The organism is Microlunatus elymi (genome assembly GCF_007362775.1).
GTDB classification, from domain to species: Bacteria; Actinomycetota; Actinomycetes; order Propionibacteriales; family Propionibacteriaceae; genus Microlunatus; species Microlunatus elymi.
On sequence record NZ_CP041692.1, the window covers coordinates 352782 to 364922 of the forward strand.

The window sequence follows — 12141 nt, forward strand, 5'->3', positions numbered from 1 at the left end:
CAGCCCAGGGTTCCTCAGCCTGTCGAAGGACCGAGACCCGACCCGACAGAATCAGACGAAGTAGTACACCGCCGCCAGACCGACGTACACGGCACACAACACAACCCCGGACAACACCGTCATGGTTCGCCGCAACAACAACAGCGCCGGCACCGCGATCGCGATCGCGATGGTGATCAGTTCCACCGGCCGGAAATCCAACGGCAGCGCGTTGATCGCGACGGCCACCAGCACCACCGCCGGCAGCACCAGGGTGGCGACCTGGGCGCCGGAACTGAACGCGATCTGCCCGGCCAGATCGAGCCGGCCGCGGTTGGCGATCAGGATCGCCCCGCCGTGCTCGGTGGCGTTTCCGACGATGGCCACGATCACTGCCGCGACGAAGAACTGCGGCAGCCCGGCGCTCTCGGCGAACTGCTTGATGGTGGAGGTCAGGGTCTCCGACACGCCGACCGTGGCCAGGGTGGCGACGCCGAGCACGATCAGCGCGGTGGCCAGCGGCCAGTGCTGCTCGTCGGAGTCGGGCTCCTCCCGATCGGCCAGGTATTCGGTGTGCGCGGCGTGGGCCCGGCGCACCGAGATCGTGGTGAAGCCGATGTACGCCACCAGCAGCGCGATGCAGACCGCGATCACCAGCGGACTGCCGATGCCGCCGGCGCTGTCGCCGGTGTGCCCGAGCATGGTGGTCAGCGAGAACAGCACCACCGCGAGGCCGGCCAACATCAGCGAACCGCCCGCGGCGCGGCGATTCACCCGGCCCCGGCGGGCCACGATGGTCGAGACCCCGAGCACCAGCAAGAGGTTGCTGACGATGCTGCCGGTCAGCGACCCCAGCACCACGTCCGGCAACCCGTGCGTCACCGCCAGCACCGCGACGATCAGCTCTGGCGCGTTGCCGAAGCTCGCGTTCAGCAGCCCGGCGATCAGGGAGCCGGTGTGTTCGCCGGCGTGTTCGGTCGCCTCGCCGATCACGTACGCGATCGGCACCAGCGCCGCGACGCTGAGCCAGAAGACCAGCACCGGCCCGGCGCCGAGCGCGTCCGCCAGCAGATCGGCCGGCACCAGCAACAGCAACAACCAGACCAGGTGCCTGGGCCGCAGCCGCCGGGCTCGTCCGAGGAGCGGTCGCCGCGTCGACCCGGCCGTCCTCGCCGGATGATCGCTGTGCGGGACGGGTCCCTCCGGCGGCCGGTTCACGCGAGGAGCTTACGAGGCGCGCCGCCGTCGGCCCCGATCCACCCGTCCCGGCACGACCTCATCCGACCCGGTAGGGCTGGTCGCCGTAGTGCTCCTGCATCCGCCGCAACTCGGCCTCCAACTCGGCCCGTACCTCGGCATAGTCGGGATCGTCGGCGACGTTGCGCAGTTCCTGCGGATCCGCCACCAGGTCGTACATCTCCCACTCCGGCGGGAAGACACGGTCGGATGCGCCCTTGACGCCGAGGCCGTCGTTGTAGAAGTAGATCAACTTGTGGGTCTTGGTGCGTACGCCGTAATGCGCCCAGGCGTGATGGGCCGGGTCGTCGTGCTCCCAGTAGCGGTAGTACATCGACTCCGGCCAGTCGTCCGCCACCTCGCCACGCAGCACCGGCAACGCGCTGCGACCCTGCGAGGTCGGCAACACCTCGTCGGCGGTGAGCCCGCAGGCGTCCAGGAAGGTGGCGGCGAAGTCGACGTTGGTGATGATCTCGTCGACCTGCTCGCCGGCAGCCAGTTGCCCGGGCCACTTGATCAGGAACGGCATCTGCAGCGACTCGTCGTAGATGAACCGTTTGTCGTACCAACCGTGATCACCAAGGAAGAAGCCCTGGTCGGAGGTGTAGACCACGATCGTGTTGTCGCTCAGACCATGATCGTCGAGATAGTCCAGCACCCGGCCGACGTTGTCGTCCACGGACTGGATGGTCTGCAGGTAGTCGCGCAGGTAGCGCTGGTAGAACCAGCGGGTCCGCTCGACCCGATGATCATCACCGCGCAACTCGTCCGGCAACTCTTCCTTGACGTCGGTGAAGGTCAGGTCGTCGGCGACCCGCATCTTCGCCTCGTGCACCGCGCGACTCTTGCCGGCGTAGTCGTCGAACAGCGTGTCCGGTTCGGGGATCGAGCCGACCGGGTAGAGATCACGGTGCTTGGGATGCGGGATCCACGGCCGGTGCGGCGCCTTGTGGTGGATCATCAGGCAGAACGGCTCTTGTTGATCCTGATTCAACCCGTCCAGCCAGTCCAGACTCAGGTCGGTGACGATGTCGGTGGCATAGCCGGGCACGGTCTGCTCACCGTCGACGGTGATCATCACCGGGTCGTTGTAGTCGCCCTGGCCGGGGAACACCCGCCAGGCGTCGAAGTCCTCCGACCGCGGCAAACTCTCCTTGTGATGACCCAGGTGCCACTTGCCGAACAACGCCGTACGGTAGCCGGCCGCTCGCAGACAAGCGGTGAAGTTGGGCACCCGGTAGTCGATCTCGGAGTAGATCGTCGCCACCCCGTTGACGTGGCTGTAGGTGCCGGACAGGATGCTGGCCCGCGACGGCGAGCAGATCGAGTTGGTGCAGTAACAGGCGTCCAGCCGGAGCCCGTCGGCCGCGATCCGGTCGATGTTGGGTGTCTGGTTCACCCTGCTGCCGTACGCGCTGATCGCGTGCGCGGCGTGGTCGTCGGTCAGGATGAAGACGATGTTCGGACGTCTCTGGTCGGCCATGACGGAAGTCTTTCGTGCCACCGATCACCCCGCGGCACCGGGTCCGTCCCGGCCGTCGGGTCCCGAACGCAAAATGGCCCGAGTGGCGCGTTGAGCCCCCCGGCCGCGTACGGGGCCACGGGCGAGGCCCTGCCAGAGCGGCCAAACCGGGCTAGCGGGCCGTTGAGTGCTACTCCTGTGCCGACATTGACCGTCCGCTGAGGTCGGATTCGCGCTCGGACGCGGTAATATGGCCCAGGCATGTAAAGAACGGTCCGCCGGCGCGAGCCGCACGACCGTGGTGAGCAACTTGGCGCCGCCGAATGTTCCCCCTCGCTGAGGGTCCGGAACCGGCGGCCCACGTGTGACAGGAGCCTGGAACCGGTGACCGAGACCCCCGACAACGATCGCCCCGACGACAACCTGGGCGAGACGCCCGAGGTAACTCCCGATTCGCCGAACCCCGACGCCCCGAACCCCGACGCATCCGACGCGCTGCCCGACCCGATCGACACCAAGTCTCCGACCTCGCCCGGGCTGCCACCGGTCGACGACTACGACGCGGACTCGATCACGGTGCTGGAGGGACTGGAGGCGGTCCGCAAGCGGCCGGGCATGTACATCGGCTCGACCGGCGAACGCGGCCTGCACCACCTGGTGCAGGAGATCGTCGACAACGCCGTGGACGAGGCGATGGCCGGCTTCTGCGACACCATCCAGGTGAAGCTGCTGGCCGACGGCGGTGTCCGGGTGATCGACAACGGCCGCGGCATCCCGGTCAAGGAGCACCCGACCGAGAAGATCCCCGCGGTCACCGTGATCCTGACCGTGCTGCATGCCGGCGGCAAGTTCGGCGGCGGCGGATACAAGGTCTCCGGCGGTCTGCACGGCGTCGGTGCCTCGGTGGTGAACGCGCTGTCCAGCCGGTACGAGGTGGACATCCGTCGCGACGGCTACCGCTGGACCCAGGCGTTCGAGTACGGCGTACCGACCGGGCCGCTGGAGCGGCACGAGCAGACCGACGAGACCGGCACCACCACCACGTTCTGGGCGGCCGAGGACATCTTCGAGACCACCGTCTACAGCTACGAGACGCTGGCCACCCGGCTGCGCGAGATGGCCTTCCTGAACAAGGGTCTGACCATCTCCATCGTCGACGAGCGGACCGATCGGCCGGACGAGGAGGGTGGCAGGCACGAAGACACCTTCCACTTCGACGACGGCCTGATCGACTACGTCAAGTACCTGTCGGCGTCGAAGGATCCGATCCACTCGTCGGTGATCGACATCGAGGCCGAGCGAGATGATCTTGGTCTGGAGTTGGCCATGCAGTGGAACAACTCCTTCTCCGAGTCCGTACACACCTTCGCCAACACGATCAACACGCACGAGGGCGGCACCCACGAAGAGGGACTGCGGGCCGCGCTCACCTACACCGTGAACAAGTGGGGCGAGCAGTGGGGCATGATCAAGAAGAAGGAGGACCGGCTCTCCGGCGACGACGTACGGGAGGGACTGACCGCGATCATCTCGGTCAAGCTGACCAATCCGCAGTTCGAGGGCCAGACCAAGACCAAGCTCGGCAACACTGAGGCCAAGTCCTTCGTGCAGCAGATCGTCAACGACGAGCTCGGCGACTGGTTCGAGCAGAATCCCAACGAGGGCAAGGACATCGTCCGCAAGGGCATCGCCGCCTCGGTCGCCCGAGTGGCGGCACGCAAGGCTCGCGACGCCGCCCGCGACCGCAAGGGTCTGCTCGGTCGCTCGGGTCTGCCGGGCAAGCTGTCCGACTGCTCCTCCACCAATCCGGAGGAGTGCGAGGTCTTCATCGTCGAGGGTGACTCGGCCGGTGGTTCGGCCAAGGGTGGCCGGGATCCGCGGACCCAGGCGATCCTGCCGATCCGCGGCAAGATCCTGAACGTCGAGAAGGCGCGGATCGACAAGATCATGCAGAACAACGAGGTGCAGGCGATCATCTCCGCGCTCGGCACCGGCGTACACGACGACTTCGACATCGAGAAGCTGCGCTACCACAAGATCGTGATGATGGCCGACGCCGACGTGGACGGTGCCCACATCCGTACTTTGCTGCTGACGTTGATGTTCCGCTTCATGCGGCCGTTGATCGAGGCCGGTCACGTCTACCTGGCGCAGCCGCCGCTGTATCGGATCAAGTGGAGCAACGCGGCGCACGAGTTGGCCTACAGCGACGCCGAACGGGATGCGCTGCTGCGGGTCGGCAGCGAGTCCGGCAAGCGGCTGCCGAAGGAAGCACCGATCCAGCGTTACAAGGGTCTGGGTGAGATGGACGCCTCCGATCTGTGGGAGACCACGATGTCGCCGGCGGGCCGGATTCTCTTGCAGGTAACGATGGACGACGCGGCCCGCGCCGACGAGATGTTCTCGATCCTGATGGGCGAGGACGTCGAGCAACGCCGGCTGTTCATCCAGCGGAACGCCAAAGACGTCCGCTTCCTCGATATCTAGTGATCACCGCACTCAAGGTCCCTGAGCTTGTCGAAGGGCCGAGAAGTTGATCTTGCACGGTGGGCTGAGCGATGGACCGCACGCCGTGCTCAGGACCCTTGTGGGTAAGGAAAGTAGAGATAGATGACTGAGACCACACCGCCGCAACACGATCGGCTGGAGCCGGTCGACCTCCAGGACGAGATCCAGAAGTCCTACCTCGACTACGCGATGAGCGTGATCGTCGGCCGGGCGCTGCCGGACGTCACCGACGGCCTGAAGCCGGTGCACCGGCGGATCCTGTACGGGATGTACGACGGCGGCTATCGCCCCGACCGCGGCTGGAACAAGTGCGCCCGCGTGGTCGGCGAGGTGATGGGCCAGTACCACCCGCACGGCGACTCGGCGATCTACGACACCCTGGTGCGGCTGGCGCAGCGCTGGGTGATGCGGTATCCGCTGGTCGACGGCCAGGGCAACTTCGGTTCGCCGGGCAACGACCCGGCGGCGGCGATGCGCTACACCGAGTGCAAGATGGCGCCGCTGGCGATGGAGATGGTCCGCGACATCGGCGAGGACACCGTCGACTTCCGGCCCAACTACGACGGCAAGACGTCCGAACCGGTGGTGTTGCCGGCTCGCTTCCCGAACCTGCTGGTGAACGGGTCGACGGGCATCGCGGTCGGCATGGCGACCAACATCCCGACCCACAACCTGCGTGAGGTCGCTGAGGCGGTTCAGTGGTCGCTGGAGCATGCGGAGGCGAGCGAGGAAGAGCTGCTCGAGGCCGCGATCGAGCGGATCAAGGGCCCGGACTTCCCCAACGGCGCCCTGATCGTGGGTCGCAAGGGGATCGAGGACGCCTACCGCACCGGCCGGGGTTCGGTCACCATGCGTGCGGTGGTCGACATCGAGGAGGACAAGGGCGGCCGGACCCAGCTCGTCGTCACCGAGCTGCCGTACATGGTCAACCCGGACAACCTCAGCCTGAAGATCGCCGAGTTGGTCAACGCCGGCCGGCTGAACGGGATCGCCGACATCCGGGACGACTCGTCGGCGCGGACCGGACAGCGGCTGGTGATCGTGCTCAAGCGCGATGCCCAGCCTCGGGTCGTACTCAACAATCTCTACAAGCACACCCAGCTCCAGGACACCTTCGGCTGCAACATGCTGGCTCTGGTGGACGAGGTGCCGCGGACGCTGCGGCTGGACCAGTTCATCTCGTACTGGATCACTCATCAGTTGAACGTGATCCGGCGGCGTACCGAGTATCGGCTGGCCCGGGCCGAGGAACGTGCGCACATCTTCCGCGGTCTGGTCAAGGCGCTGGATGCGCTGGACGAGGTGATCGCGCTGATCCGGCGCAGCCCGACCACCGACGAGGCGCGGGTGGGCCTGATGGAGCTGCTGGAGATCGACGAGATCCAGGCCAACGCCATCCTGGACATGCAGCTGCGCCGGCTGGCCGCGTTGGAGCGGCAGAAGATCATCGACGAGCTGGCCAAGATCGAGATCGAGATCGCCGACTACCAGGACATCCTGGCCAAGCCCGAGCGGCAGCGCAGCATCGTCAGTACCGAGCTGGCCGAGATCGTGGACAAGTACGGCGACGAGCGGCGGACCGAGATCATCGCGGCCGACGGCGACATGAGCGCCGAGGATTTCATCCCCGATCGGGACGTGGTCGTGACGATCACCCGCGGCGGCTACGCCAAGCGCACCAACACCGATCTCTACCGGGTGCAGAAGCGCGGCGGCAAGGGCGTCCGCGGTGCGTCGCTGAAGGCCGACGACGAGGTGGTGCACCTGTTCGCCACCAGCAACCACCAGTGGATCCTGTTCTTCACCAACAAGGGCCGGGTGTACCGGTCGAAGGTGTGGCAGCTGCCGGAGGCGAACCGCGACGCGCGCGGCGGTCACGTGGCCGGGCTGCTGTCGTTCCTGCCGGACGAGGAGATCGCCCAGGTGCTGACGCTGCGGACGTACGAGGACGCGCCGTATCTGTTGCTGGCAACGAAAAAGGGGCTGGTGAAGAAGTCCGAGCTGTCGCTGTACGACTCGCCGCGGCAGGCCGGCATCATCGCGGTGAACTTCCGTGACGACGACGACGAGCTGATCGGCGCCGAGCTGTGCAGCGCCGAGGACGACGTGCTGTTGATCAGCAAGAAGGGTCAGGCGATTCGGTTCCCGGCCGATGACGCGCAGCTGCGGCCGATGGGCCGGGCCACCTCCGGTGTCACCGGGATGAAATTCCGCGACGGCGACGAGCTGCTCAGCCTGACCCGGATCAGCCAGGACCTGATGAGTCAGCAGGGAGCCGAGGAGGACTGGTTCGTCTTCACCGTCACCGACGGCGGCTACGGCAAGCGGACCGCGGTGTCGGAGTATCGGCAGCAGGGTCGCGGCGGTCTGGGCATCAAGGCGATGAAGCTGAACGACTCGCGCGGCGAGTTGGTCGGCGGCCTGGTGGTGCGGGAGAACGACGAGGTGATCGCGATCAAGGCGAGCGGGCAGATCACCCGCAGCGCGGTCGCGGAGGTGCCGGTCAAGGGCCGCGACACCATGGGGGTCAAGTTCGTCGGGGTCAACGACGGCGATTCGGTCGCGGTGATCGCGCTGAATCCGGAGGCGACGCCGGAGCTGGAGGACGAGGAATCGGCCGCCGAGGACTCGGCGGCAGCTGAGGAGCCCACGAGCGTGAGCGGGAATGATTCGGATCCTGGCGCTGAATCTGGAATCGTGGAGGGCGCGTCCGCCGCGGCTGAGGACGCGGAGCAGGCAGAATCGAGCACGGACCCCGTACAGAATGACCCCGTACAGGATGAACCGGAGGAATGACCAGTGAGCGAACGCAGCAGGGGACCCGAAACGGCCTCCGGCCCGGCGACCACTGACCGGAGCAGCTCTTCGGCGGCCGGCGGGGACGACATCTACGCCGCCGCCGCGGCGAGCCAGGCCGGTCGGACGCGACGTAACGGTTCGCCCGCGAACGGGAGTGGAGCCAACGGCACCGCGGTGAACGGCGGCTCGGCCCCGTCGAGCAAGCAGTCGTCGGCGAAGCAGGAGCCGGCCAAGCAGTCTGGGGCCAAGCAGTCTGGGGCGAAACCGTCGACCGCCAAGCAGGAGCCCCCCACCAAGCCGGCGTCGGCAGGCGCCAAGTCGAACGCCAAGCCCGAGGCCAAGTCGGGTGCTCAGGCGGGCGCCCCGGTGAACAAGGCGCAGTCGGCGGCCGGCCCGGCCCCGGCGCAGAAACCGACGTCCAAGATCGCCAGCGTGACTACGGGCGCGCTGGCCGGCGAGAAGGCGGCCGAGGCGAAGCAGCAGGACGGCGGCGCCGCTGCCGAACAGACCGCGGTGATCCAGCAGGATTCGGTGGTGCCGACGAAGAAGGCCAAGCCCAAGGCGGGTACGGCCCGGGGCACCCGGACCGCCCGGCTGCGGCTGTCCCGGCTGGACCCGTGGTCGGTGATGAAGACGTCGTTCCTGTTCTCCATCGCCGCCGGGATCGTGATGGTCGTTGCGGTGTACGCGGTATGGCTGGTGATCGGCTCGTCCGGCCTGTTCAGCTCGCTGGACTCGATCGTCGGCAGCGTGCTGCAGAGCCCGGGCGACACCACCCCGTTCCGGATCGAGGACTACGTCAACACCCAGAAGGTGATGGGCGTGACCGCGTTCCTCGCCTGCATCGACGTGGTGATCTTCACCGCCCTGGCCACCCTGGCCTCGTTCCTCTACAACCTCGCCGCCACCATGCTCGGCGGCCTGGAAGTAACCCTCGCCGAGGACTGACCCCCCGGCCATCATCCGATCATGTTGCCTCATGTCAAGATGCCCGCGTGTTTTGAGTCGTTGACGGGTCTGTCAAGTTTTCGGTGTAACTGATTTTTGATCTTGTTAGTTGCGTCCGGCGGATAGGCGTCCGTCGAAGGTGATGTCGAAGGCGTTGAGTGCTGCCTTCCATCGGTTGGTCCAGCGTTTGCGTCCTCGGCCGGTCGGATCGAGACTCATGATCGCCAGGTACAGGCACTTCAGCGCTGCCTGCTCGGTGGGGAAATGACCGCGGGCATTGACCGCTCGCCGGAGTCGGGCGTTGATCGACTCGATCGCATTCGTCGTGCAGATCACGGTGCGGATTTCGCGGTCGAACTGCAGGAATGGGACGAACTCTGCCCAAGCGTTGGTCCACAGCCGGATGATCGCCGGGTAACGCTTCTCCCACTTGGAGCTGAAGTCGGCGAACCGGTCCAGCGCTTCGGCCTCGGAGGCGGCGGTATACACCGGTTTCAGGTCCTTGGCGACCGACCCCCAGTCCTTCTTCGAGGCGTATTTGAACGAGTTCCGCAGCAGATGCACGATGCAGGTCTGCACGATCGTCTTGTCCCACACCGCCGACACCGCGTCAGGGAGTCCGGTCAGCCCGTCGCAGACCAGCATGCACACATCGTTGGTGCCACGATTCTTGATCTCGGTCAGCACTCGCAGCCAGTACTTGGCACCTTCCCCGTCGCCGTGCTCACCGGCCCACAGGCCGAGCACGTCACGCTCACCGTCGGCGGTGACACCCAGGGCCAGGTAGATCGGCCGGTTGCAGACCTCACCCTCCCGGATCTTGACCTGGATCGCGTCGATGAACAGCACCGCATACACCGGGTCCAACGGACGAGACTGCCAGGCGGCCAGCCCCTCCATCACCCGGTCGGTGATCGTCGAGATCGTCTGTTTCGACACCTCCGCCCCATACACCTCGGCGAGGTGCGCCGAAATCTCCCCGGTCGTGAGTCCCTTCGCCGACAGCGAGATCACTAGGTCCTCCACCCCAGACAGTCGCCGCTGCCGCTTCGCCACGATCGTCGGCTCGAAACTGCCGTCCCGGTCCCGCGGCACCGAAACATCAACCGGCCCGGCTTCGGTCAACAGCGTCTTGGCCCGGTAGCCGTTGCGGGAGTTACCGCCGTCCCGGCCGACCGGATCATGCTTGGCATACCCCAGGTGATCATCCATCTCACCCTCCAGGGCGCCCTCGACGATCATCTTCGTCAGCCGGCCCAGCAAGCCGCCCTGACCGGTCAGCTGCAACCCGTTGGCCCGGGCCCGATCGGTCAGCTCGCGCACCAGCTGCTGATCGCTGGCCGACAGCTCCTGCCCGTCAGCAGCAGCCACATCCCTACTCGTCACGTCAGTCACAGGTGTCTCCTTCGTCTCAGGAGTTACACCGTTAAAATTACAGTCCCTCGTTGACTCATCGGAAGGTGCCCGCTTGGTTCGGGGCATTTTGCGTTTGCTGAGGTAGACGTGGTTGGTCTTGGCTCGGCGTTGGACCTGGCCTCGGCGTCGGGCCAGTTCGAGCAGGTTGGCCTGGAGGTCGGTGATCTGATATTTCAGCTGCTCGATGTCGGTGTCGTGGTGCAGGGTCTGCAACCGGTCAAGGTCGTGGGGGTCGACCATGTCGCCGAACCGGGTGAGGAGTCGATCCATCGGGGTGGCGGCGGTGTCGTGGCGTTTGGTGACGGTGGCGCCGTGGCGGGTTTTGGAGATCAGGCGTTGCTGGGGCAGGAACAGGTTGACCTGGAGTGAGACCAGCGGCCAGACCTGGTTCAGCAGGTCGAGCTCGCGCGGGCTGTCGTAGCGGTAGTAGCCCACGTTGCGGCGGACCACCGACCAGTTCTTCTGCTCGACGTGGGCTTGATCGTTGGAGTGTGAGGCGCGGCCGCGGGAGAAGTTGATCTTGCGGGTGGTGCACCATTTCAGCAGGTGGTGGTTGATGAACTCCGAACCGTTGTCGGAGTGGATTCCACTGACGTGGAAGGGAAAACGCAGCCAGAGCTGTTCCAGCCCGGCGGCCACGATCCGCTCGCCCTTGGACCTGACGGTGATCGTTTCGGTCCAGCCGGTGGCCACATCGGTGGCATCGAGGCTGTAGTGGAAGTGGCCGTTGGCGTCGCCGCCGTCGTGGCCGACCAGGTCGATCTGGATGATGCCGGGGATCGACTCGTTCCACTCGTGCCAGGTTTTCATCGGGATCGACGATTTCAGCAACGATCCGGGCCGGGTGTGGGAGATGCCCTTGCCTGCGACCAGACCGATCCGGGCCGGTGCCAGCCGGCGGTCGATGGTGGCCGGTGACATCTGCCGGACCTGGGCGATCACCGTGGGGTCGATGCCGTCGAGGTGGCCGTGCCGGGCCAGGTTGTTCAACACGTCGGCCAGGGCCGGTTTCAACCGTTTGCCGCTCGGCCCGTCCAGCACGGCCCAACAGCGTTGCAGCAGATCGACCGCGGCCTGGTCGTAGGTCAGCACCGGCTCACGCTGCTTACGCGGAGGCGGGCCACCGTGGGCACGGTGGGCCAACGCGATCCGGATCGCCTTGCGGGCATGATCACGATGCCAGCCCGTCACCTGGCAGACCGCATCCAAGATCGCCGACTTCTCCGCCTTCGTCGCCTTCGGCCACTTGTCCAACTGGGCTTGAGTGATCGCCTTCCGCGCCGCCATCGAGAGCTCCATCCAACGAGAGGTCCCACGCGGGCAACTTGAGATGAGTCAACGACACGACCTACGCGGGCATTTTCGATGAGTCAACGCGCCGATTTGAAGTGATCCGCCCCGATGGGCTACCGTTGCGCTTCGGCGCAGCACCTCGGGGCGGTCCTCCAACCTGACCAGCGTCACCCACGCGGGCCTATAGCTCAGTCGGTTAGAGCGTTGCCCTGATAAGGCAAAGGTCACTGGTTCAAGTCCAGTTAGGCCCACCCCGCTGACTAGGTGAAACACCCCACATCTCGCCCGTCGGGCCGGCGTCTCGAGCCACCGAGTATCCAGCATCGAATTCACGGCAGGCCCGACTCGACCGAGCTGGTGGCCGATTTGACCTAGGCTCTGGCGATTTGGTCGAGCTGGTGCAGCCCGGAGGCCCCGAACCAGCTGCATTGGCTCGGCGAAACCGGCAGAACCTCGGAGGAAACATCGCCGGCTCAGGGGACGAAACCGCCGAGCAGGCC

Annotated in this window: 6 protein-coding genes, 1 tRNA gene and 1 pseudogene; 4 read left to right on the forward strand and 4 right to left on the reverse strand. The window is 66.2% G+C overall.

Annotated elements, in window-relative coordinates; genetic code table 11:
* Window positions 1-51 precede the first annotated feature (51 nt).
* Together FOE78_RS01520 and FOE78_RS01525 are read right to left on the reverse strand one after the other, a co-directional pair.
* On the reverse strand, window positions 52-1197 hold the full coding sequence (locus tag FOE78_RS01520; protein WP_143984758.1) for a hypothetical protein: 1146 nt from the start codon (window positions 1195-1197) through the stop codon (window positions 52-54).
* Window positions 1198-1255: 58 nt separating this feature from the next.
* Window positions 1256-2698 carry a sulfatase family protein gene (locus FOE78_RS01525; protein ID WP_143984759.1) on the reverse strand — a complete coding sequence of 481 codons (1443 nt, stop codon included), beginning with the start codon at window positions 2696-2698 and terminating at the stop codon, window positions 1256-1258.
* A 402-nt stretch (window positions 2699-3100) separates the two neighbouring features.
* On the opposite strand from FOE78_RS01525, the gene gyrB reads away from it, so the two are divergent.
* From gyrB to FOE78_RS01540, 3 genes are all read left to right on the forward strand, one after another.
* Complete coding sequence (gene gyrB / locus FOE78_RS01530) at window positions 3101-5164, forward strand: DNA topoisomerase (ATP-hydrolyzing) subunit B (RefSeq protein ID WP_143988451.1); 2064 nt, start codon at window positions 3101-3103, stop codon at window positions 5162-5164.
* Window positions 5165-5287: 123 nt separating this feature from the next.
* Window positions 5288-7981, forward strand: a complete 2694-nt coding sequence (gyrA, locus tag FOE78_RS01535; RefSeq protein WP_143984760.1) for a DNA gyrase subunit A — start codon at window positions 5288-5290, stop codon at window positions 7979-7981.
* A gap of 3 nt (window positions 7982-7984) precedes the next feature.
* Window positions 7985-8932, forward strand: a complete 948-nt coding sequence (locus FOE78_RS01540) for a DUF3566 domain-containing protein (RefSeq protein WP_143984761.1) — start codon at window positions 7985-7987, stop codon at window positions 8930-8932.
* Window positions 8933-9037: 105 nt separating this feature from the next.
* Here the strand turns inward: FOE78_RS01540 and FOE78_RS23940 are convergent, their stop codons facing one another.
* Window positions 9038-10414 carry an IS256 family transposase gene (locus tag FOE78_RS23940; RefSeq protein WP_456082807.1) on the reverse strand — a complete coding sequence of 459 codons (1377 nt, stop codon included), beginning with the start codon at window positions 10412-10414 and terminating at the stop codon, window positions 9038-9040.
* 486 nt (window positions 10415-10900) lie between these two features.
* Window positions 10901-11647: pseudogene (locus FOE78_RS24505) on the reverse strand (integrase catalytic domain-containing protein); the annotation flags it as partial.
* A gap of 171 nt (window positions 11648-11818) precedes the next feature.
* Between FOE78_RS24505 and FOE78_RS01550 the strand changes: the two are divergent.
* Window positions 11819-11892, forward strand: a tRNA-Ile gene (locus FOE78_RS01550).
* Window positions 11893-12141 lie beyond the last annotated feature (249 nt).

What these genes read in the sequence shown, in the direction of transcription:
- FOE78_RS01525 (WP_143984759.1), bottom strand. Translation starts at nt 2,698, where the DNA reads ATGGCCGACCAGAGACGTCCGAACATCGTCTTCATCCTGACCGACGAC.
- gyrA (WP_143984760.1), top strand. Translation starts at nt 5,288, where the DNA reads ATGACTGAGACCACACCGCCGCAACACGATCGGCTGGAGCCGGTCGAC.
- FOE78_RS23940 (WP_456082807.1), bottom strand. Translation starts at nt 10,414, where the DNA reads ATGCCCCGAACCAAGCGGGCACCTTCCGATGAGTCAACGAGGGACTGT.